The 22,587-nt window shown below is 47.8% G+C and carries 17 protein-coding genes, 9 tRNA genes, 3 rRNA genes and 1 other annotated feature; all 29 genes read right to left on the minus strand.

Annotation, left to right across the window (positions count from 1 at the left end):
• Window positions 1-31: 31 nt before the first annotated feature.
• Window positions 32-1,042 (minus strand): Holliday junction branch migration DNA helicase RuvB, encoded by a 1,011-nt coding sequence (gene ruvB, locus AC1VYS_RS22265; RefSeq protein WP_482911513.1) that lies wholly within the window; start codon window positions 1,040-1,042, stop codon window positions 32-34.
• A 55-nt stretch (window positions 1,043-1,097) separates the two neighbouring features.
• Entirely contained in the window at window positions 1,098-1,712 is a 615-nt protein-coding gene (gene ruvA, locus AC1VYS_RS22270; RefSeq protein WP_482911514.1) for a Holliday junction branch migration protein RuvA, read from the minus strand.
• A complete protein-coding gene (gene ruvC, locus AC1VYS_RS22275) occupies window positions 1,709-2,212 on the minus strand; it encodes a crossover junction endodeoxyribonuclease RuvC (protein WP_090915614.1) in 504 nt (167 codons plus the stop codon). The genes ruvA and ruvC overlap by 4 nt, the downstream gene beginning before the upstream one ends.
• 277 nt (window positions 2,213-2,489) lie before the next feature.
• Window positions 2,490-3,116 (minus strand): BofC C-terminal domain-containing protein, encoded by a 627-nt coding sequence (locus tag AC1VYS_RS22280; protein ID WP_482911515.1) that lies wholly within the window; start codon window positions 3,114-3,116, stop codon window positions 2,490-2,492.
• Between the two features lie 258 nt (window positions 3,117-3,374).
• Window positions 3,375-3,448 (minus strand) — tRNA-Pro (locus tag AC1VYS_RS22285).
• A 7-nt stretch (window positions 3,449-3,455) separates the two neighbouring features.
• Window positions 3,456-3,534, minus strand: a tRNA-Leu gene (locus AC1VYS_RS22290).
• 16 nt (window positions 3,535-3,550) lie between these two features.
• Window positions 3,551-3,627, minus strand: a tRNA-Arg gene (locus tag AC1VYS_RS22295).
• Between the two features lie 6 nt (window positions 3,628-3,633).
• Window positions 3,634-3,708, minus strand: a tRNA-Gly gene (locus tag AC1VYS_RS22300).
• 130 nt (window positions 3,709-3,838) lie between these two features.
• Window positions 3,839-3,916 (minus strand) — tRNA-Asp (locus tag AC1VYS_RS22305).
• Between the two features lie 28 nt (window positions 3,917-3,944).
• Window positions 3,945-4,018: transfer RNA gene (locus tag AC1VYS_RS22310), tRNA-Met, on the minus strand.
• A gap of 15 nt (window positions 4,019-4,033) precedes the next feature.
• A tRNA-Val gene (locus AC1VYS_RS22315) sits at window positions 4,034-4,109 on the minus strand.
• Window positions 4,110-4,231: 122 nt separating this feature from the next.
• Window positions 4,232-4,303, minus strand: a tRNA-Glu gene (locus tag AC1VYS_RS22320).
• 4 nt (window positions 4,304-4,307) lie between these two features.
• A tRNA-Asn gene (locus AC1VYS_RS22325) sits at window positions 4,308-4,383 on the minus strand.
• A gap of 71 nt (window positions 4,384-4,454) precedes the next feature.
• Window positions 4,455-4,571 (minus strand): 5S ribosomal RNA (rrf, locus tag AC1VYS_RS22330).
• Between the two features lie 149 nt (window positions 4,572-4,720).
• Window positions 4,721-7,646: ribosomal RNA gene (locus tag AC1VYS_RS22335) — 23S ribosomal RNA — on the minus strand.
• A 335-nt stretch (window positions 7,647-7,981) separates the two neighbouring features.
• Window positions 7,982-9,537, minus strand: a 16S ribosomal RNA gene (locus tag AC1VYS_RS22340).
• The 16S, 23S and 5S rRNA genes sit together here with 9 tRNA genes alongside, the layout of an rRNA operon.
• Window positions 9,538-10,044: 507 nt before the next feature.
• Window positions 10,045-11,679 carry a LysM peptidoglycan-binding domain-containing protein gene (locus AC1VYS_RS22345; protein WP_482911516.1) on the minus strand — a complete coding sequence of 545 codons (1,635 nt, stop codon included), beginning with the start codon at window positions 11,677-11,679 and terminating at the stop codon, window positions 10,045-10,047.
• A gap of 198 nt (window positions 11,680-11,877) precedes the next feature.
• On the minus strand, window positions 11,878-12,759 hold the full coding sequence (gene ilvE, locus AC1VYS_RS22350; RefSeq protein WP_482911517.1) for a branched-chain-amino-acid transaminase: 882 nt from the start codon (window positions 12,757-12,759) through the stop codon (window positions 11,878-11,880).
• Window positions 12,760-12,912: 153 nt separating this feature from the next.
• On the minus strand, window positions 12,913-13,788 hold the full coding sequence (gene pheA / locus AC1VYS_RS22355; protein WP_482911518.1) for a prephenate dehydratase: 876 nt from the start codon (window positions 13,786-13,788) through the stop codon (window positions 12,913-12,915).
• Window positions 13,785-14,753 carry a homoserine kinase gene (gene thrB / locus AC1VYS_RS22360; RefSeq protein ID WP_482911519.1) on the minus strand — a complete coding sequence of 323 codons (969 nt, stop codon included), beginning with the start codon at window positions 14,751-14,753 and terminating at the stop codon, window positions 13,785-13,787. The genes pheA and thrB overlap by 4 nt, the downstream gene beginning before the upstream one ends.
• Window positions 14,750-15,820 (minus strand): threonine synthase, encoded by a 1,071-nt coding sequence (gene thrC, locus AC1VYS_RS22365; protein WP_482911520.1) that lies wholly within the window; start codon window positions 15,818-15,820, stop codon window positions 14,750-14,752. The genes thrB and thrC overlap by 4 nt, the downstream gene beginning before the upstream one ends.
• Window positions 15,821-15,921: 101 nt before the next feature.
• Window positions 15,922-17,208, minus strand: coding sequence for a homoserine dehydrogenase (locus AC1VYS_RS22370; protein WP_482911521.1), 1,287 nt, complete (start codon window positions 17,206-17,208; stop codon window positions 15,922-15,924).
• 46 nt (window positions 17,209-17,254) lie between these two features.
• A complete protein-coding gene (locus AC1VYS_RS22375) occupies window positions 17,255-17,692 on the minus strand; it encodes an ACT domain-containing protein (protein ID WP_110898886.1) in 438 nt (145 codons plus the stop codon).
• Between the two features lie 254 nt (window positions 17,693-17,946).
• A complete protein-coding gene (obgE, locus tag AC1VYS_RS22380) occupies window positions 17,947-19,257 on the minus strand; it encodes a GTPase ObgE (RefSeq protein WP_482911522.1) in 1,311 nt (436 codons plus the stop codon).
• Between the two features lie 16 nt (window positions 19,258-19,273).
• A complete protein-coding gene (locus AC1VYS_RS22385; RefSeq protein WP_482911523.1) occupies window positions 19,274-20,011 on the minus strand; it encodes a Spo0B domain-containing protein in 738 nt (245 codons plus the stop codon).
• Window positions 20,012-20,161: 150 nt separating this feature from the next.
• Window positions 20,162-20,473 carry a 50S ribosomal protein L27 gene (gene rpmA / locus AC1VYS_RS22390; RefSeq protein WP_110898889.1) on the minus strand — a complete coding sequence of 104 codons (312 nt, stop codon included), beginning with the start codon at window positions 20,471-20,473 and terminating at the stop codon, window positions 20,162-20,164.
• A 23-nt stretch (window positions 20,474-20,496) separates the two neighbouring features.
• Window positions 20,497-20,826, minus strand: a complete 330-nt coding sequence (locus AC1VYS_RS22395) for a ribosomal-processing cysteine protease Prp (protein ID WP_482911524.1) — start codon at window positions 20,824-20,826, stop codon at window positions 20,497-20,499.
• A gap of 13 nt (window positions 20,827-20,839) precedes the next feature.
• Entirely contained in the window at window positions 20,840-21,151 is a 312-nt protein-coding gene (gene rplU / locus AC1VYS_RS22400; RefSeq protein WP_090919085.1) for a 50S ribosomal protein L21, read from the minus strand.
• A gap of 14 nt (window positions 21,152-21,165) precedes the next feature.
• Window positions 21,166-21,249 (minus strand) — a sequence feature (ribosomal protein L21 leader region).
• Window positions 21,250-21,305: 56 nt separating this feature from the next.
• Complete coding sequence (locus AC1VYS_RS22405; RefSeq protein WP_482911525.1) at window positions 21,306-22,556, minus strand: Rne/Rng family ribonuclease; 1,251 nt, start codon at window positions 22,554-22,556, stop codon at window positions 21,306-21,308.
• Window positions 22,557-22,587: the final 31 nt, after the last annotated feature.

Below are 22,587 nucleotides of genomic sequence, written 5' to 3' on the forward strand. Positions count from 1 at the left end.
GTATCACAAGGTAAAGAACCGAAGCCAAGCCTTACTTACCGTCCCTTGGTGGAACAGGCAAGCCAAGGTGATGATAGGCCAGATCGGTTACTACGCGTCCTCTAGGCGTACGCTGAATCATACCGATCTGCAGTAGATATGGTTCGTATACATCCTCAATCGTCTGAGACTCTTCCCCAATCGTAGCCGCAATGGTATCCAGTCCAACGGGCCCTCCCCGAAAGCTGTTAATCATGGACTTGAGCATCTTGTGGTCAATTTCGTCCAACCCACGCGGATCAATTTGCAGCCGTTGCAATGCCTCCTCTGCCAGCGCTTGAGTAATGATGCCATCACCGCGCACTTGGGCAAAGTCACGTACTCGTTTCAACAAACGGTTTGCAATCCGCGGTGTCCCCCGCGAACGCAGAGCAATCTCTTCAGCAGCATCCCCAACAATCTCTACACCCAAAATTTCAGTGGATCGTGAAACGATGTACGCAAGTTCGTCAACGGTATAGAACTCCAAACGACTGATGACCCCAAAACGGTCACGAAGCGGAGCTGACAACAGGCCCGCTCGCGTAGTAGCTCCAATCAGTGTAAATGACGGCAAGTCCAAGCGAACGGAACGCGCACTTGGCCCTTTGCCGATCATAATATCCAGAGCGGAGTCCTCCATAGCCGGGTACATGACCTCTTCGACAGTACGATGAAGCCGATGAATCTCGTCAATGAATAGAACGTCCCCCTCCTGCAAATTCGTAAGCAAAGCTGCCAAATCACCTGGGCGTTCAATTGCGGGGCCTGATGTTGTTCGCAAATTTACGCCAAGTTCATTAGCGATAATGTTAGCGAGTGTTGTTTTACCAAGTCCCGGAGGGCCATATAACAGTACATGATCCAGTGCTTCATTCCGCAACTTAGCGGCTTCAATATATATTTTAAGATTTTCCTTCACCTGATTTTGTCCGATGTATTCATTTAAATATCGGGGACGAAGGCTTAATTCAACGTTCTGGTCCTCCATCATCAGGTTAGCGGATATAATCCGTTCATCCATGTTCTTCCCACCCTTTTCTTGCAGGTTGTAACTCTAGTGCAACTATGAAAATAAATTATCCCGTAAATAACATTTTCAGTGCCTGCTTCATTAACACATCCACAGAATCTGCGGTCGTTACATCTTTTTTCAGCTTGAGCCATACTTTATCTAGTTCGCTATCCGTATATCCAAGTGCCTTCAGACCTTCACGGGCCTCATCCCATGCAGATCCGCTTCCAAGCTCTTCGGAAGGTGGTGCAAAAAGACCTGTTTCATATGCTGCTGTGCCGAAACCATCCAGTTTGTCCTTTAGATCCAGAATCATACGCTGTGCTGTTTTCTTACCAATACCCGGCAGTTTCGTCAGGAACGTCAAATTCTCCTGATAAATAGCTGTGACCACATGATCAGGCGTGCCGCCAGCAAGAATGCCTAACGCCACTTTTGGACCTATACCAGATACTTCAATTAATTTGCGGAATAAACGCTGTTCCTCTCGCGTAACAAATCCAAACAGCAGCATCGCGTCTTCACGCACATGGTGATGGGTGTACACAATAATCTCGCCTTCTTGCTTGGCGAACGCATAGGGATTCGGGCAGAATACACGGTAACCCACTCCATGAACATCCAGCACAATATAATCACTTTCGACATGTATAAACTGCCCTCTTAGAAAATCAATCATTTTCGCAATACCTCATTCAACTTGGAATTTAGTGTATAAGAATGTGCATGACAAACAGCAACAGCAAGTGCATCTGCAACGTCATCCGGTTTAGGCACAACCTGCAGACGAAGGAACATTTTGACCATCTCCTGCACCTGTTTTTTCTCCGCCTTGCCATATCCCACTATTGCCTGTTTAATCTGCATCGGGGTGTATTCCGCTATAGGCAGGCCTTTCTGAGCAGCTGCAAGGATCATGACCCCTCTAGCCTGACTGACAGACATCGCTGTTGTTACGTTACGGTTAAAAAAGAGCTTCTCCAGTGCAACGGCATCTGGTTTGTATTTATCAATTAACTGCACCATGCCTTCATATACGTGAAGGAGCCGGTCCTCATCCGGAGTATGAGCCTCCGTCTGAATACATCCATATTGTACGGGTACAACCTTGTTCCCGATCTTATCCACAAAACCAAACCCCACAATCGCAATCCCAGGGTCAATTCCCAAAAAACGCAAAACCATCTCTCCCTTACAAAAGCGAACATATGTATCGTTCATTTCATTATAACAAAAGATAGGCCTTGCGGCAGGAAAAACTTTGTCTATGCCAAAGCTTGTTGTAATTCGTTTGCATTCTTCAAATATTTTGTTCCATAAAAAGAGCAGTTTTCAAAAAACGACAAAAAGGACATACCCACGATGTCCTTCTCTTGAGACTTTCTTATCTTATACTAAACTCTCCATTAATAATGGACCTTCTATGAGACAAGGCTTATATTTCCTTATTTCGTTTCTATCCGCCATTTCGAAGCAATCGATGCTTTTCATCCACAGCAAAGTCACTAAATGTCGAGATCACACTGTCATACTCATCTTTATCCTGAATGCGAATACCTTCCTGTAATTGTTCTAATACTCCTTCAGGCAATGAACTCTCCAGCGTACCTACATCGAGTTGAAAAAACGTCCGAATAACGTTCTCTTCTGCAGGCTTACCCTCATACAAATTGAGATTACCGGCCGCATCGATACTGATGTATGCTTCTTGTTTGCAGATTGGTGAAAGGTCATCCACGCTTTGATTCAGATGTAACGTATCGGATGAAGTGACCTCTGCTTCCCACTCTGGATGTTGATTCAGCAAATTTTTTAGTTGAGGAATATCCATTCTGCCCAATTGTTCAGTCTCAACACCACAAATATATTTCGTTTGTAAAACGACACGTATTAACGGTTCTCCGTCTGTTTCAAGTTGTTTAAAAATCATCTGAATCTCCTGTGCAGATCGTTCCTTTTGCTTAACCGTGCCCATAACACTTACGGCCTCACCAAAGTCCTTTGTAAGTAAACGTTCAACTGCTGCAGATATAGATAAACCACGGTATGCCAATATCGTAACCGCACATATAGCGGCAGCCATCCACAAAGTTCGTTTCCATCGCCGCCAACGTTTCTTTAATTGTTTTCTGAAGTTAATCCTGTTCACATAGACCCCTTCAATCACTTTTTTAACCTATTGTGACCTAATGGATAAACCTTTATGCAAACCCAGCCTTATTAAACACAGGAACGCTGCATGGATGAATAGCTAGAGCTAAGAACTGCTTAATTTATATATGATGATTACTTTAAAAAGGCAAAAAAAAACACTATCAAATTTGATAGTGTTTTTTAGGAATCGGGATGACACGATTTGAACATGCGACCCCCTGGTCCCAAACCAGGTGCTCTACCAAGCTGAGCTACATCCCGTTATATATACCGGCGAGAGGACTCGAACCTCCACGGTTTCCCACTCGATTTTGAGTCGAGCGCGTCTGCCATTCCGCCACGCCGGCAAACTATGAAAAATAATGGCGCGCCCTGAGAGATTCGAACTCCCGGCCTTTTGATTCGTAGTCAAACGCTCTATCCAGCTGAGCTAAGGGCGCAAATATTGGAGCGGAAGACGGGAATCGAACCCGCGACCCTCGCCTTGGCAAGGCGATGCTCTACCGCTGAGCCACTTCCGCATAAAAATAGTTAAAGATGGCGGAACCGACGGGATACTCTCACTTCGTTCGAGACTGCGAAGCGAATGCTCTCGAAGTTAATGCTCCGACGAACCCCAAAACGGATTCTCATCCCTGAAGCTTGTAAAGATGGCGGAACCGACGGGATTCGAACCCGCGATCTCCTGCGTGACAGGCAGGCATGTTAGGCCAACTACACCACGGTTCCAGATCACTTTCGGTTAGGAAAGCTACAATTGCGGGGGCAGGATTTGAACCTGCGGCCTTCGGGTTATGAGCCCGACGAGCTACCGGGCTGCTCCACCCCGCGTCGTTAAAATATATATGGTGGAGGCTGAGGGGATCGAACCCCCGACCCTCTGCTTGTAAGGCAGATGCTCTCCCAGCTGAGCTAAGCCTCCGTAACTATGACCCGTAGGGGATACTCTCAATTCGCTCGAGACTGCGAAGCAGTTGCTAACGATGTTGATCCTCCGACGAACCTTTGGGATTCTCATCCCACTCTTTAGTTATTAAATAACTATGACCCGTAGGGGATTCGAACCCCTGTTACCTCCGTGAAAGGGAGGTGTCTTAACCCCTTGACCAACGGGCCTTAATGGCTCCCCGAACAGGACTCGAACCTGTGACAACTCGATTAACAGTCGAGTGCTCTACCAACTGAGCTATCAGGGAATAATCAAAAAAATATTCCATCGTACAACGTCCACATGCAAAGCCTGTTTTCTATGTAAAATGAAAGATTTGCTTGGCGGCGTCCTACTCTCCCAGGACCCTGCGGTCCAAGTACCATCGGCGCTAGAGGGCTTAACGGTCGTGTTCGGGATGGGTACGTGTGGAACCCCTCCGCCATCGCCACCAAACGCGATTGGATCGAAGCATAGCTTCTTCCATTCATTCAGAACTGAAAATCATACACACACTCGGTGATGTACCCATTTTCACTTCATTCAGAGTGTTGTTCTCTGAAAACTAGATTCGAAACGAAACGTACGCGATTTAAAACTTGCTATTGGATAAGCCCTCGACCGATTAGTACTGGTCAGCTCCATGCATTACTGCACTTCCACCCCCAGCCTATCTACCTCGTCGTCTTCAAGGGGTCTTACATACTGGGAAATCTCATCTTGAGGGGGGCTTCACGCTTAGATGCTTTCAGCGCTTATCCCGTCCGTACATAGCTACCCAGCGGTGCTCCTGGCGGAACAACTGGTACACCAGCGGTACGTCCATCCCGGTCCTCTCGTACTAAGGACAGCTCCTCTCAAATTTCCTACGCCCACGACAGATAGGGACCGAACTGTCTCACGACGTTCTGAACCCAGCTCGCGTACCGCTTTAATGGGCGAACAGCCCAACCCTTGGGACCTACTTCAGCCCCAGGATGCGATGAGCCGACATCGAGGTGCCAAACCTCCCCGTCGATGTGGACTCTTGGGGGAGATAAGCCTGTTATCCCCAGGGTAGCTTTTATCCGTTGAGCGATGGCCCTTCCATGCGGTACCACCGGATCACTAAGCCCGACTTTCGTCCCTGCTCGACTTGTAGGTCTCGCAGTCAAGCTCCCTTATGCCTTTGCACTCTTCGAATGATTTCCAACCATTCTGAGGGAACCTTTGGGCGCCTCCGTTACTCTTTAGGAGGCGACCGCCCCAGTCAAACTGCCCACCTGACACTGTCCCCGTACCCGCTAAGGGCACCAGGTTAGAACCTAGATACGATCAGGGTGGTATCCCAACGGTGCCTCCACGCAAGCTGGCGCTCACGCTTCAAAGGCTCCCACCTATCCTGTACAGATCGTACCCAAATTCAATATCAAGCTGCAGTAAAGCTCCATGGGGTCTTTCCGTCTTGTCGCGGGTAACCTGCATCTTCACAGGTATTAAAATTTCACCGGATCTCTCGTTGAGACAGCGCCCAAGTCGTTACGCCATTCGTGCGGGTCAGAATTTACCTGACAAGGAATTTCGCTACCTTAGGACCGTTATAGTTACGGCCGCCGTTTACTGGGGCTTCGGTTCACAGCTTCGGATTGCTCCTAACCACTCCCCTTAACCTTCCAGCACCGGGCAGGCGTCAGCCCGTATACTTCGCCTTACGGCTTCGCACAGACCTGTGTTTTTGCTAAACAGTCGCTTGGGCCTTTTCACTGCGGCCCCCTCGTGCTATTCACACTACCGGGGCACCCCTTCTCCCGAAGTTACGGGGTCATTTTGCCGAGTTCCTTAACGAGAGTTCTTCCGCGCGCCTTAGAATTCTCTTCTCGCCTACCTGTGTCGGTTTGCGGTACGGGCACCTTCATCTGGCTAGAGGCTTTTCTTGGCAGTGTGAGATCATGACCTTCGCTACTGTAATTTTCACTCCCCATCACAGCTCAGCCTTACGGTTAGCGGATTTGCCTACTAACCAGCCTTACTGCTTGGACAGGCATCCATCAGCCTGCGTCACTACCCTACTGCGTCCCCCCATCGCTCGTAACGATTTACGGTGGTACAGGAATTTCGACCTGTTGTCCTTCGACTACGCCTTTCGGCCTCGCCTTAGGTCCCGACTTACCCTGAGCGGACGAGCCTTCCTCAGGAACCCTTAGGCTTTCGGCGGATCAGATTCTCACTGATCTTTTCGTTACTCATACCGGCATTCTCACTTGTATAATGTCCAGCGCTCCTTACGGTACACCTTCAACCCTTATACAACGCTCCCCTACCCCTGATGCAAAGCATCAAGCCATAGCTTCGGTGGTGTGTTTAGCCCCGTTACATTTTCGGCGCAGAGTCACTCGACCAGTGAGCTATTACGCACTCTTTCAATGGTGGCTGCTTCTAAGCCAACATCCTGGTTGTCTGTGCAACTCCACATCCTTTCCCACTTAACACACACTTGGGGACCTTAGCTGATGGTCTGGGCTGTTTCCCTTTTGACAATGGATCTTAGCACTCACTGTCTGACTCCCGGAAGTAAGTCTATGGCATTCGGAGTTTGACTGAGCTTGGTAACCCTTGCGGGCCCCGCACCCAATCAGTGCTCTACCTCCACGACTCTGTTTTCCGAGGCTAGCCCTAAAGCTATTTCGGGGAGAACCAGCTATCTCCGAGTTCGATTGGAATTTCTCCGCTACCCCCACCTCATCCCCGCATTTTTCAACATGCGTGGGTTCGGGCCTCCAGTGCGTGTTACCGCACCTTCACCCTGGACAGGGGTAGATCACCCGGTTTCGGGTCTACGTCCACGTACTATGTCGCCCTATTCAGACTCGCTTTCGCTGCGGCTCCGGCTCTTCACCTTAACCTTGCACGGGAACGTAACTCGCCGGTTCATTCTACAAAAGGCACGCCATCACCCCTAAAACGGGCTCTGACTTTTTGTAAGCACACGGTTTCAGGTTCTATTTCACTCCCCTTCCGGGGTGCTTTTCACCTTTCCCTCACGGTACTGCTTCACTATCGGTCGCTAGGAAGTATTTAGCCTTGGCAGATGGTCCTGCCGGATTCATACGGGGTTTCACGTGCCCCGCACTACTCGGGATCCGTCTCGGAGGGAACAGACTTTCAATTACAGGGCTTTTACCTTCTTTGGCGGGCCTTTCCAGACCTCTTCGCTTAATCGGTTCCTTTGTAACTCCATGTGAGACGTCCCACAACCCCAAAGAGCAAGCTCCTTGGTTTGGGCTTCTCCGCGTTCGCTCGCCGCTACTGACGAAATCACTATTGTTTTCTCTTCCTCAGGGTACTTAGATGTTTCAGTTCCCCTGGTATGCCTCTACATAACCTATGTATTCAGTTATGAGTAACTGGATATTACCCCAGCTGGGTTTCCCCATTCGGACATCCCCGGATCAAAGCTTGCTTACAGCTCCCCGAGGCAGTTTCGTTGTTCGCCACGTCCTTCATCGGCTCCTAGCGCCTAGGCATCCTCCGTGTGCTCTTAGTAGCTTAACCTCGTTCTCCGGTTTCGGTTGCTCGCTTCCCTTGTTTTGCTTCGCAAAGCCAAAAGTCGCTCCCATCCGATACCATCGTACGTGCAATCTACCGTTTTTATTGAAACTTGTTGAACACAAGTTCAGCTAAAAAGGAATGTTCTAATTCGCGTTTGTTTCGTTTCGATATCTAGTTTTCAAAGAACAAATTGTTTGGTTCGGGCCGTTCACAGATGTGTCGGTCGAATAAACGAGAAGTTTTGAGAGTTTGAGCTCTCAAAACTGAGCAACGAGTGAGTGGTTTGCAGCTGAGCTGCATATTTGAATGTCTTCATTGCAGAAGACGATTCTCCATAGAAAGGAGGTGATCCAGCCGCACCTTCCGATACGGCTACCTTGTTACGACTTCACCCCAATCATCTATCCCACCTTCGGCGGCTGGCTCCTTGCGGTTACCCCACCGACTTCGGGTGTTATAAACTCTCGTGGTGTGACGGGCGGTGTGTACAAGACCCGGGAACGTATTCACCGCGGCATGCTGATCCGCGATTACTAGCAATTCCGACTTCATGCAGGCGAGTTGCAGCCTGCAATCCGAACTGAGACCGGCTTTGGTGGGATTAGCTCCATCTCGCGATTTCGCAGCCCGTTGTACCGGCCATTGTAGTACGTGTGTAGCCCAGGTCATAAGGGGCATGATGATTTGACGTCATCCCCACCTTCCTCCGGTTTGTCACCGGCAGTCTATCTAGAGTGCCCACCCGAAGTGCTGGCAACTAAATATAAGGGTTGCGCTCGTTGCGGGACTTAACCCAACATCTCACGACACGAGCTGACGACAACCATGCACCACCTGTCTCAACTTTCCCCGAAGGGCACCTGATGCATCTCTGCTTCGTTAGTTGGATGTCAAGACCTGGTAAGGTTCTTCGCGTTGCTTCGAATTAAACCACATACTCCACTGCTTGTGCGGGTCCCCGTCAATTCCTTTGAGTTTCAGTCTTGCGACCGTACTCCCCAGGCGGAGTGCTTAATGTGTTAACTTCGGCACCAAGGGTATCGAAACCCCTAACACCTAGCACTCATCGTTTACGGCGTGGACTACCAGGGTATCTAATCCTGTTTGCTCCCCACGCTTTCGCGCCTCAGCGTCAGTTACAGCCCAGAGAGTCGCCTTCGCCACTGGTGTTCCTCCACATCTCTACGCATTTCACCGCTACACGTGGAATTCCACTCTCCTCTTCTGCACTCAAGTCACGCAGTTTCCAGTGCGATCCGGGGTTGAGCCCCGGGATTAAACACCAGACTTACATGACCGCCTGCGCGCGCTTTACGCCCAATAATTCCGGACAACGCTTGCCCCCTACGTATTACCGCGGCTGCTGGCACGTAGTTAGCCGGGGCTTTCTTCTCAGGTACCGTCACCTTGAGAGCAGTTACTCTCCCAAGCGTTCTTCCCTGGCAACAGAGCTTTACGATCCGAAAACCTTCATCACTCACGCGGCATTGCTCCGTCAGGCTTTCGCCCATTGCGGAAGATTCCCTACTGCTGCCTCCCGTAGGAGTCTGGGCCGTGTCTCAGTCCCAGTGTGGCCGATCACCCTCTCAGGTCGGCTACGCATCGTCGCCTTGGTGAGCCGTTACCTCACCAACTAGCTAATGCGCCGCAGGCCCATCCCCAAGTGACAGATTGCTCCGTCTTTCCAGTTCTCTTCAGGCGAAGAAAACAAGTATTCGGTATTAGCTACCGTTTCCGGTAGTTGTCCCAAGCTTGAGGGCAGGTTGCCTACGTGTTACTCACCCGTCCGCCGCTAAGTATCAGGAAAGCAAGCTTTCCATCCACTCCGCTCGACTTGCATGTATTAGGCATGCCGCCAGCGTTCGTCCTGAGCCAGGATCAAACTCTCCAATAAAGTATTGATAAGAGCGATAAGCTCATTTTGAATCTGACGAGATTAAAAATCTCAATTGTGTTCCAGTTTTCATACAGCCGCATGGCATGTACCAAAACCTTCACGTTCATTCTGCAAGCAGAATGTTTTACTCACTCGTTGTTCAGTTTTCAAAGATCAAACTTGTTTAGCTTCGTCAACACTGTGTTTCAGCGGCGACTTAAATAATGTATCATATCACCAAATTTAATGCAAGATATTTTTCTATAATAGTTTAACTTTTTATAAACTTGGCATATACACTCCACTTTTCCCTGTTAACAAACTAAAAATTAAAGCGCATTCATATTGTAACATATATCTAAACAGGCTTTCAAACATTATCCACAATATTTCTATTTATCTCAACCAGCCGCTGTTTGAAGCACGTCTTTTTTAATCGCTTTACTCGCTATAACTATAAAAGCGAAAAGTCAGTTCTCCATAGCAGAACTGACTTTTCACAATCAAACTTTCTTCTGTTAACTTTTAATGTTGAATCCAGGGGTTGCGACGTTTCTTGGCAGTTTTTTGTGAACTAGATGATGCTGAGCCTTCTCTGGTAGATTTACCAGATACAGATGCCTTCGATTTACTTTTCGCAGGCGTCTTACTCGTTCTCCGTTTTGCCAGCCCATTTTTAGGTGGTGTTGATTTCGGTTTTGCCTCAGATTCAGGATCTGCCTCTTCAAAAGCAGCCTGACTTAAGTTCGCATTGTCACGCCCTCCCTTTTTTCCACTATTGTCACCATGGACCTGAGAAGGGTACATCTCCCCAAAAGCACCGAGCGGAGACGGAGGAACCATATTTTGAGTAGGATACGGATTTTGGTAAGCATATTCCATCGGATGATTCGGCATAACTGATGTGGACATTTCAGGCGGCATACCATTCGGATGACCATACATGCCCCAAACCGGTTCCTGATAACCATACGTAGGATAAGTATACTGAGGTGCATGTGTATGTGATCCACAACCGCATGGAGGATACGGGAGCATCGAGTACGGAGACATAAATGGCGGCTGATGATTCATTTGGTTATTTGCAGCTGCAAGATTCGGGAAAGGGCTGTTCACCTGACCAGCTGGTGAAATTGGAAATGCATTGTTTGCTATGTCTGGAGATACATTAGGCAAATTGGGCATGACGTTATTGTGATTATAAGACTGCTCCGCTCCTGTCCACGGGCTGTTTGGCACATCTCCCATGCTATAAGCACCGACATCCTGAACACCAGGGAACGGAGAGTTATTCGCTACCCCTGCGGTATACATGTTATTTTGCTGAGTAGCATACACCTCTTGTGCTGGCACCGGGACTTGCATATAAGGATGTTCGATCGGAGCATGGAGCATTTTCTGACCACAACCACAAGGAGCCTTCGTGGCTGGTGCATTATTCACAGACGGTTCCATGTTAGGCATTACCGGTAAAGGCATCATTTCAGGTGAAAGATTAGGCAATGGAGATTTTTTAGCTTCTTTCACAGGTTGGACTTGAACCTCTGGCTTCATCTCTTCTTTTTTATCCATTTTCTTCTCGGGTTTCATTTCAGGCATTTCAGGCAATTGCGGCAAAGCCTCCAATTCAGGCATGACATTAGGCTTAGCCGGGGCAACAGGTGTTGGAGCTGGTACAGGAACTGGCTTTTCAACTGCCTGAGGAGGGGGAGAGGGTACGACAGGTGCCGTTTCTTCTTTTACGCCCGTGTACTCTTTGCCTTCAGGTGATAATTTTTCTTGCGCACCAATATTACCAATGTTGGGATTCGCAGCCTGATTCCCTTGCGTATGCATGGAAGGAATATAGACGGTTTCTCCAACCAGAAGAGCATTTGGATTCTTTAATTGTGGGTTCGCATTGATCATGTCTTTCAACGGAACACCCCAGGCTTGTGACAACTTCCATAACGAATCTCCTTGAACTACCTTGTGACTGTGCAGTACGCCCTCTGGCTTTGGTGTTACTGGTTGTGCGGGAATTTTGACCTTCATACCAATGTCCAGCTTGTCGGGATCAGCAATTTGCGGGTTGGCCGCAATTAATTTGTCCAGCGCTACATTGTATTTTTGTGACAGCAGATATAAGGTGTCGCCTTTTTTCACCATGTGTATTTTCACAGGGAACTAACCTCCTAGACGTCATACTTGGGCAGTACATTCGCCCATACCGTTACTACATCCTATGCAGCAACCGGGCTAATGACATCATTTGAACAAAAAAAATCCTCCCGCCTTCTAAAATCCCACATACGCGAGGCATGTTACATTTTATCGGACAAGGAGAATTCCTGTTATTTATTCAATTCGACGTAGTAATTATTCCCACACCTTGTAGCCGTCTTTATCCACAATCTGGCGGAACGCCTCAAGTAACCTCAACGTAACCGGGCCTGCTACACCAGAACCAATCGTTCTGCCATCCACTTCGCACGCCGCAATAACTTCCGCTGCTGTTCCTGTGAAGAATACCTCATCTGCAATGTACACATCATGAAGCGTGAAAGGCACTTCTTTTAATTCAATACCCAGTTCTACGCACAGATCGATAATCGCTTGACGTGTAATGCCTTCAAGTGCTCCAAGGTAACAAGGAGGGGTATACACCACACCGTTTTTGATAATGAAAATGTTATCGCTTGAACCCTCGGTTACGTAGCCTTGGGAGTTCAGCATAATAGCCTCACCTGCACCCGAAAAGTTCGATTGCAATTTGACAAGGATGTTGTTCAAGTAGTTAAGGGATTTAATCTTCGGATTCAACGCATCCGGGATGTTACGACGCTGGGATACGGAGACGGCCTTCAATCCAGTAAGATACGCTTCTTCCGGATAGATTGCTAGCTGTTCTACAATAATGATCACGGAAGCTTTAGGGCAACGCGTCGGGTCAAGGCCCAGGTTCCCTGGTCCGCGTGAGACGATCAGACGAATATAACCGTTACGCATATCATTGCGGCGCACCGTTTCAGCCATCACTTCAAGCATCTCATCGTATGACAGCGGAATATTCAAACTGATGGATTTTGCCGAATCATACAAGCGATCCAAGTGAGCCTTACATCTGAAAATATTGCCGTTGTAAATCCGAATACCTTCGAAGATTCCATCTCCGTACAAAAATCCATGGTCATAAACCGAAACTTTTGCATTCTCCTTGGTTACATACTGACCATCCAAATAGATCCATTGTTCTGCCACGACTAACTGCACCTCCATTAAATATACATTTCCTATATTTCCGATACATAATAAACCTGTCCATTGTACTACAAAAATAACGAAAAAACTCTCTTATATCACACAGAAGCCGGACGACCTCTTTGCATTACCCAACCACTAACCACAATCCGGTTATCTCAGTGAAGGGTATGAATAACATGGATAACTTCCAAGAACACGCACCTGGCAATTCAATGCCTCGATTTCAGCCATGGCTGCCGTGAGCAATACGGAATCCAACGATTCAATGACATCAATGTAAAAGTAGTAACTGCCCAAACGTTTCTTCGTTGGACGAGATTCAAGACGAGTCAAGTTCAGCTTTCTCCAGGCAAAAGCCGACAACACCTGATGGAGTGCACCTGGTGCATCCTCAGGCAATGTAACAAGCAAGCTTGTCTTCACATGATCCGGCTGACGCGGAATGTCGACCGGTTCACGGCCAATTAGTACAAAACGGGTGTAGTTATTGTCATGATCCGTCACACGTTCAGCCATGATATCGAGACCATGCTTTTGAGCCGCAAGCTTCGTACCGATTGCCACCCAGCCCTTTCCTGGGTTTTTCTTCACAATCTCCACTGCCTCAGCTGTGCTGTTGACGCCTTCGAGATCTGCATCAGGTGAATGTTGCCGAATAAAATTCTGACACTGCGGGATCGCCACAGGATGGGATAGAATCTTGGTGATTTTACCAAAATCATATGTGCCATCGCCCGTGACAAATTCATTCCCATGTCCGATAACATTCTGAATGGAGGGGTACACCCACTCCGCTTGCATCGGGATATCGACCTCATTTACAAGCCAGTCCATATGCAGGCTAACAGAACCTTCAATTGTATTTTCAAACGGAATCACACTGTACTGTACACTCCCGTTATCAACCGCACGAAATATGTCCGAAATGAGTTTGGAGTGCCGCAAATCCAGGGCTTCCCCATCAAAAAGGAAATCGATTGCTTCGTGTGAGACTGAGCCTTCTGGTAATACTGCAATTCGTTTCATTCGTTAACTTCCCCTTTGATTCTGTCCAAAAAAGGACGTTCATCTTGATCCGGCATTATAACCACGCCGTCCAAATCCGGGTCCAGCCACAAAGCAGAGGCTGTGATCCCCTCCTGCTTCATAACCCCCATTAAGTATTGCTCCAACTCTGCCTTCCGGGTATCGTGACGATCCACCAGTGCAAGGACCGTTGGCCCGGCCCCACTTAATGCTGCACCCAATGCGCCATGGTCGGTAGCATGTTCCAAAATCTCCGTCATGCCAGGTACCAGTGATGCACGATACGGCTGGTGAATTCGGTCCGACATCGCCTTCTGAATCATATCGAGTCGTCCGCTGGCTAATGCAGCAACGAGCAACGAAGAACGACTCACATTGTGTACAACATCGGACATTCCAAACTGCTTGGGAACAATATCCCTCGCTTTAGAAGTCGACAACTGGAAGTCCGGCACGATAACCAGAGACTGCAGATCCTGGTGAGGCTCAATACGGATGTAGTCCACATGCTGACCGTCCCAAGCTGCAGTAATGATACCTCCATATAACGATGCACCAACGTTGTCTGGATGTTTCTCCAGTGCTGTAGCCATGTCTAGCAGCTTATCATTCGATAACGGATTGCCGATCAATGCATTAGCACCGGCAAGCGCACCGACAATTGCCGAAGCACTGCTTCCAAGTCCTCGAGTAAGAGGGATATCTGAATACATCGAAATTTCAAGCTCAGGTACAGAGACCCCAGCCTCATCAAATACCATTTGCGCGACTTCATAGATCAGATTTGACTTATCCGTAGGTAAACCGGTTAGATGATCTCCATACAGATGAAATGTCGTCTGAGATGCAGGTTTAAACTCAAGCCAGGCATACAAAGACAACGCCATGCCCAGGGTATCAAACCCTGGACCCAGATTGGCAGTGCTTGCCGGGATTTTGACGGTTACTTTTTCACGCAAGCTCATACAGACTGCTGCTCCAGTTGGGCAATAGCTGCCATAACCGCTTCTTCCGTATCTTCAACGACCAGTGGTTCCACAGCAGCCGTCTTAATTGCTACATTCGGATCTTTCAGTCCGTTACCTGTCAATACACATACAACGGTTTCTCCGCCTTTGAAGTAGCCCTCACTATGCAATTTGTACACACCAGCTACAGATGCAGCAGAAGCAGGTTCAGCAAATACCCCTTCACGTGCTGCAATGGTGCGGTATGCTGCCAAGATTTCGTCATCTGTAACGTAGTTAATCTGACCACCGGACTCTTCAGCTGCAGCCACTGCCGTTTTCCAGCTGGCTGGGTTACCGATTCGAATCGCTGTAGCTACGGTTTCCGGCTCAAGAATTGGCTCTCCTTTAACGATGGCCATAGCTCCTTCTGCCTCGAAGCCAACCATACGGGGTAACGTATTCGCTTTACCTGCTTCTTTATACTCTTTAAAGCCTTTCCAGTATGCCGAGATGTTACCCGCATTACCAACTGGAATGGCAAGAACGTCAGGTGCTTCACCCAATTGCTCAACCACTTCGAAAGCAGCTGTTTTCTGTCCTTCAATCCGGTATGGATTGACAGAGTTCACAAGTGTAATCGGGTGTTTAGCCGTAATCTCACGGACGATCTCAAGGGCACGGTCAAAGTTACCATTGATGGCGATAACTTTGGCACCGTAAATCATGGCTTGAGCGAGTTTACCGAGGGCAATATTGTTATTGGGAATCAAAACGATACAATTCAGACCACCGCGTGCGGCGTATGCTGCTGCAGCTGCAGATGTATTCCCTGTGGACGCACACATAATTGTACGGCTACCTTCCTCCATTGCTTTAGCAACAGCCATTACCATTCCGCGATCCTTGAAAGATCCTGTAGGATTCAAGCCTTCATATTTGAAATACAAATTCAAACCGAGTTCTTTCGACAGATTTTCTGCATGAATCAGCGGTGTATTTCCTTCTTGAAGTGTAAGCTGTGGCGTATTTTCATTGACTGGAAGGTTCTCTTTGTACGTTTGTAATAATCCTTGATATCTCATTGTAGGTAAACTCCTTTAAGTTTAATTAATCTAAATAATTGATTATGGCTTGCTTGCACAATAGAAATTTATAATGATTTCATTTTAAGATGACTTAACAACTAACCTTCTACGCGGTAAACACTCTTAATCCGGCGAATCACGTTGAGTGATTCAAAGTGCTTCAGTACTTTGTCCATGCTGGCCTTACTTGCGTTATGCGTAACGATAATGATCTCAGCATCTGGATTGTGCTCATTCGGCTGTTGCACAACCGAAGCGAGACTGACTTCATACTCGGCAAAAATTTGCGTAATCTGTGCCAGTACCCCTGCTTTGTCGTCCACGTGCAGTAATATAAAATTTTTCGAAAAAATCTGCTCATCACTCTGCAGTCTTTTCTGTTTATATGGCACGATCGCTTTTACTCCGTTTACGCCAAGCTTGAGGTTTTTCGTTACGGCAACGATGTCAGCAACTACGGAAGTCGCTGTTGGCAATTCACCCGCTCCTGCTCCATAAAACATCGTCTCGCCTACCGCCTCACCATGCACATACACGGCGTTGAACACACCGTTTACCGCTGCGATTGGATGGTTCTTTCTCACCATCGTTGGTTGCACACTAATCGTAATCTCGTCATCGATGCGATCTGCGATGCCAAGGAGCTTCAACTCATAACCTAGTCTTTTGGCATACATTATATCCTCACGTGTGACGGAAGAGATGCCCTTAACGGCAACATCTTTCAATTCCACATTCGTACGGAAACCGAGGGTACCCAAGATTGCCATCTTACGAGCAGCATCGAGTCCTTCCACATCCGAAGTTGGATCTGTTTCCGCGTACCCTAGAGCCTGGGCTTCTGCTAGCACCTCTTTATAAGATGCGCCTTCCTGACTCATTTTCGTCAAAATATAGTTCGTTGTTCCGTTTACAATCCCCATAATTCGCGTAATCCGGTCCGAAGAGAAACCTTCAATCAGCGTGCGGATAATCGGGATGCCCCCAGCCACACTGGCTTCATAAAACACATCACATTGCTTTTCCTGTGCTTTAGCCAGAATCTCTGAACCGTGCAATGCCATAAGATCCTTGTTCGCTGTTACGATATGTTTTCCACGTTCCAGTGCTTCAAGAATATATTCTTTCGTCTGATCAATGCCGCCCATCACTTCAACGATAACATCAATGTCCGGGTGACGAATGACATCCCAAGGGTTCTCCGTCAGCTTCGCCCGGTCAATGGGTATAACACGCTCTTTCTCCGTGTTCTTCACCGCAATTTTCTCAATAATTATTGGCGATCCCACCTGGCTGCTTAAATCCTCTTGATTCCCTTCCACAATTCGGACAACGCCCGTTCCAACCGTGCCCAGGCCCAACAATCCGACTTTTACCGGTTTCACTAACGACCTACCCCCTATTGTCTAATCCTATATTCTCAAAGCCCGATTAACCTTGGCCTACGATCCGTGTACGCTTCACCCCAGGCATATCTTGCATTCGATCCAGCATTTCTCCAATCTCTCCATGCAGATGCGTCGTTTCCACGGAAATGACAACATTGGCTCTTCCCTGAAGCGGAATACTCTGATTAATCGTAAGTACGTTGGCTCCATAACCCGCAAAATGTCCAAGCACACGAGACAAAATACCAGACTGATGCTCCAGGTCGATCGAGATGGTTACGATTCGTTCACGCTCCAGCTGATTGATCAGATGGATTCCATCTTTGTACTTGTAAAAGGCACTTCGGCTTAATCCAACCTGCTCGACGGCCTCATGCACTGTTTTGACATCACCGGAAGCAAGCAACTCTTTCACCTGCATCGTTTTTACCACAGCCTCTGGTAAAATATCTTCCCGTACTAAGTAATAGCGTTCATTCACAGAACGTCCTCTCCTCAAAGACTCATGTATTCATATAGTGGACATTATATAGGATGAATCACAAAAGGGCAATACGTGACATGTCTATTTTTCAAAAACTGTTTCTCACATTATACAAGCTTCTCTCTCCCATGTCAGAAAACAAACAAAAAAACGCAGCATCACGGTAACTTCCCGCTCTACTGCGTTTCTCATTTTTGTTTAGCAATCATCAGCCGATGATGTTTAAAGTATTGATTTTGCAACCTAACGGCTTAATAGTAACTGCTGCTTTCCACGAATTCAAACTCGAAATCTCCAATGCGCACAATCGTGCCTTCCACTGCGCCGCGTTTACGAAGTTCATCATCCACACCCATGTAACGAAGTGTGCGTGCCAGCTTCAGAATGGCCTCGTGTGAATTCAACTGCATCCGTTTCATCATACGATCAATCTTGGCGCTTTCCACAATGAATGTATCGTTCTCACGCACAATACGGAAACCTTCGTCCTCTTTTTTCTCCAAACTGTATACTTTACGCTCGGAAAGATCAACCACTTCTTCTACCTCAGGCTCATCCGGAATCTGATCCAGCAGATCAGCCGCACGGTACAACAATTCCTGAATACCTTGACGAGTCAGAGACGAAATAGGCATGACTTCAATATCTGGCTTCACTTCACGAACCTGTTGCAAAAATTGCTCCAGATTAGCTTCGGAATCCGGCATATCCATCTTGTTCGCAGCTACAACCTGCGGTCTCTCGGCAAGGAGTGGATTATATAGTCTCAGCTCATCATTAATTTTCTGCCAGTCTTCGAAAGGATCGCGCCCTTCTGAACCGGACATATCCACAACATGAATAATCACCCGTGTCCGCTCAACATGTCGCAGGAATTCATGTCCAAGTCCAACACCCTCATGCGCCCCTTCAATTAGACCCGGCAAATCGGCCATAACAAAACCGCGGCCCTCACCCACATCAACGACACCCAAGTTAGGTGTAATAGTTGTAAAGTGGTATGCCCCAATCTTTGGCTTGGCAGCAGATACAACGGACAGCAATGTGGATTTACCCACACTCGGGAATCCTACTAGTCCCACATCCGCCATGACTTTAAGCTCAAGCACAATATAACGCTCTTGGCCTTCTTCACCATTCTCGGCTAGTTCAGGAGCAGGATTTCTCGGCGTTGCAAAACGAATGTTCCCCCGACCGCCCCGGCCACCCTTTGCAACAACAACCTGCTGCCCATGACGTGTAAGATCGGCTAACACTTCTCCGCTATCTTCATCCACAACAGTCGTACCCGGCGGGATACGTACAATCATGTTCTCTGCATTTGCACCATGCTGGCTTTTGTTACGTCCCTTTTCTCCACGTGGAGCTTTGAAGTGACGCTGGTAGCGAAAGTCCATCAACGTTCGCAGACCTTCATCTACCCGGAAAATAATATCGGCTCCCCGGCCGCCATCGCCGCCAGCAGGACCACCCTCCGGTACATATTTCTCACGACGGAAAGAGACGATGCCGTCCCCTCCATCTCCGGCTTTTACATAAATCTTCGCTTTATCAACAAACATTGGTTACCCCTTCTTCCTATATTCCACAAGGCATTCTGAATTGTACAAACGTATCCCCAGACGGAAGCTGCTCCGTTCTGACTTTTTTACCTTTGAGTACGGCCGTTAATTGCCGCAGCGCTTCCGGATCAAGGGTTTGATCACCGTCCAGCCTGACGACAACATCTCCATGATCCTGTCCGAAGTTCAAGGTCAGTTTACGAACCTCTCCCCAAGACGACCGGCCACCGCCATATTGGTAGGCCCGAATTGCATCCGCAATCGCCCCCGTAAGCGACTCGCCATCCTCGGGAGAGACCAGAGCACTGAGCTGCAACTCTTCTTCCACTTGCACATGCAATTCCAGCGCAACTCCACTGGCTCGAAAAGACTGCAAATAAAATACGAGAGAAGGAATGCCTAATTTGGATATCCGGCTTTCTTCCGTGACCCGCTCTTTTATTCTTTCCACACACTGCAGAGATTTATCAAGTTTGCCCAGCCGAAGATATCCATATAACACCTGAAGATCGTTCATCCAGTCATGCCTATGATGATTTAATGAGGCTATTGCTGTTTTTTCCATGGATTGTATGATGGTTTTGCGTTCCGCTTCCGCTTGCCTTTTCAGTGCATATACAGAAATGAACATCGCCGCAACGGACCACAATGCGCAAACGACGCTCGCCAAGGCCGCCGGATACAGCATAACGAAAACCAAAGGAATCACAAGTGAACATGCCGCAATCCACGGCACTCTTTTCCAGGATTTCATGGCTTCTCCCCGTTCTACAAAACTCGGTTGGTTTCAACCCACCGTAACCAAGTATAACATGTCTTTTCTGCCAGTTCATTATCGAATAGTCGCAGAATGCAAAAAACCTCCGGCAAAAATGCCGAAGGCTCCTTAGGCGGAATGCCGATATTAAGCTTCTACTGCAGCTGCTACTGGAGCAACGTCAACAGGGTAGATGCTTACTTTTTTGCGATCGCGACCCCAACGTTCGAATTTAACAACGCCGTCGATTTTCGCGAACAAAGTGTCATCTTTACCGATACCCACGTTTGTACCTGGGTGAATTTTCGTTCCGCGTTGGCGAACGAGAATGCTACCACCAGTTACAGTTTGGCCATCTGCACGTTTAACACCCAGACGTTGTGCATTACTGTCACGTCCGTTCTTCGTGGAACCTACACCTTTTTTCGATGCGAACAACTGAAGATTTAATTTCAACATGATTGGTTTTCCTCCTTCTTCGCTTATTGGTGTTGCTGTATTTGAATATACTTCCCGTATGACTCTGCAATATTAGAGAGCATAACTACCATGGATTCGAGCAACAACTGTACCTGAGAAAAAGTTTCCCCTTTTGCAAGCACCGGCAAAGAACCGCTTAAAAAGCCATTCTTCATCTTGGCATCCATCTCGACACCAGTCAATGCTTCAATCGAGTTCACTGTACCCACTGTAACAGCAGATACCCCGGCACATACGATATCTTCTCCCCGCTTGGCAAAATTGGCATGCCCTTCGATGGAAAAGCGTTCGATGTTCCCGTCCTCATCACGAAAGATTTGAACGATAATCACTTATCGCACCTTCTTACGCTTTGATTTTTTCGATAGTTACTTTAGTGTACGGTTGACGGTGACCTTGCTTCACATGGTAGTTCTTTTTCGGTTTGTATTTGTATACAACAACCTTTTGACCTTTGCCATGTTTCTCCACTTTAGCCGTTACAGTAGCTCCGGAAACCAATGGTGTACCTGCTGTCAAACCTTGATCGTTAGATACAGCCAGGACACGGTCGAACGTTACGCTTTCGCCGTCGTTCGCATTCAATTTCTCGATGAACAGAACATCGCCCTCTTGGACTTTGTACTGTTTGCCGCCTGTTTCAATAATTGCGTACATTTGCCTTGCACCTCCTCATGTCTCAGACTCGCCCGTTCTCAGGTGACAGTACCTTGCGGAACTGTTCTTATACCTGGCCAGTGCGGTTACAGCATGTGCAAGACCAATAGGCTAAACACATACTTGATTAGTATATCACGCACCATACTAAAAATCAATGCAAAGGTGAAATATATCTTTTCCCCGTCCCGTGACAGGAAGAACAAGGCTCCACATAGGGCAGTGTGCTTTCTTCTCTCACCTTTTTACGAGTCAGTTCAAGCAATCCCAGCTTGGTCCACCCCAGAACAAAAGCTTTCGTTCGATCCTTCCGTAATTCTTGCTCCAGTGCACCAGCCACTTCATGCCGATTAGACGCCTCTTCCATATCAATGAAATCCACGATAATCATACCGCCGATATCTCTCAGCCGCATTAACCTTGCAATCTCGAGTGCAGCCTGCATGTTAGTTTCAGTAACCGTTTCTTCCAGACTGTCTCCGCCTGCACCTGTATATTTTCCGGTATTAACATCAATCACTGTCAGCGCTTCGGTATGATCAATAACGATATATCCCCCGCCAGGTAACCAGACTTTGCGGGCAAAATCCTTGTTCAGTTGCTCCTGTACGCCATACGCATCAAAGATGGATTCCGTTCCGGAATATACTTGAACCTGAGGCTCGTGCCCTGGACAGATCTCTTCAAGCAGGGATCGAATTACGCGAGCCTGTCCTTCACTATCCGTAATCACCTCGTCACTACCAGGCGTGTACACATCTCTGATCACTCGCTGAATCATGCTTTGATCCTGGTGCAACAAGCTTGGAGAAGGCAAACTGTCTGCTTTTTCTCGAATCAGAAGCCACTGAACGCGCAATGCCTCCAAATCAGTCTGAATCGCCTCATAAGGTTCTTCCGCAGATACGGTACGAATAATCAAGCCCTCTTCATCCCTTAGCAACTGCTCCCCCATCGCTTTGAGACGGGAACGATCTCCCTCCCGGGCAATCTTTTTGGACACAGCCACATAACCCGCTACAGGCATGTAGACAAGCCAGCGGCCCGGAAGTGAATAATGCGTAGTCACCCGGGCACCTTTGCTTCCTACCGGTTCCTTCAGAACCTGTACAATTAATTCCTGACCCGGACGCAGCAGTTCCGAGATGGAAGGTTTTACTTTCGGCTGCTTCTCGAGATGGGGATGAAGCACATCATCCACATACAGAAACGCATTCTTTTTCTGACCGATATCCACAAAGGCAGCCTGCATACCCGGTAACACATTCACTACACGTCCCTTGAAAAAGGAGCCGAGTAGCCCGCGCTCGCGTGTACGCTCTGCCGTGAACTCCACAGCTTTGCCTTCTTCCAGAAGCGCCATTTGCATGAGGTTATGTTCATTATGTAAAATCATTTGTTTCATGGCTTCACCTCTAGAAGACCCTTCAATTCAT

Source organism: Paenibacillus sp. G34 (assembly GCF_056856875.1).

Excerpts from the sequence above, each read along its gene's own strand:
- thrB (WP_482911519.1), bottom strand. The coding sequence starts at position 14,753 with ATGAGCTTGCGTGAAAAAGTAACCGTCAAAATCCCGGCAAGCACTGCC.
- ruvB (WP_482911513.1), bottom strand. The coding sequence starts at position 1,042 with ATGGATGAACGGATTATATCCGCTAACCTGATGATGGAGGACCAGAAC.
- AC1VYS_RS22385 (WP_482911523.1), bottom strand. The coding sequence starts at position 20,011 with ATGAAATCCTGGAAAAGAGTGCCGTGGATTGCGGCATGTTCACTTGTG.
- AC1VYS_RS22405 (WP_482911525.1), bottom strand. The coding sequence starts at position 22,556 with ATGAAACAAATGATTTTACATAATGAACATAACCTCATGCAAATGGCG.
- rpmA (WP_110898889.1), bottom strand. The coding sequence starts at position 20,473 with ATGTTGAAATTAAATCTTCAGTTGTTCGCATCGAAAAAAGGTGTAGGT.
- obgE (WP_482911522.1), bottom strand. The coding sequence starts at position 19,257 with ATGTTTGTTGATAAAGCGAAGATTTATGTAAAAGCCGGAGATGGAGGG.
- pheA (WP_482911518.1), bottom strand. The coding sequence starts at position 13,788 with ATGAAACGAATTGCAGTATTACCAGAAGGCTCAGTCTCACACGAAGCA.
- rplU (WP_090919085.1), bottom strand. The coding sequence starts at position 21,151 with ATGTACGCAATTATTGAAACAGGCGGCAAACAGTACAAAGTCCAAGAG.
- AC1VYS_RS22280 (WP_482911515.1), bottom strand. The coding sequence starts at position 3,116 with ATGGCTGCCGCTATATGTGCGGTTACGATATTGGCATACCGTGGTTTA.
- ruvA (WP_482911514.1), bottom strand. The coding sequence starts at position 1,712 with ATGATTGATTTTCTAAGAGGGCAGTTTATACATGTCGAAAGTGATTAT.
- thrC (WP_482911520.1), bottom strand. The coding sequence starts at position 15,820 with ATGAGATATCAAGGATTATTACAAACGTACAAAGAGAACCTTCCAGTC.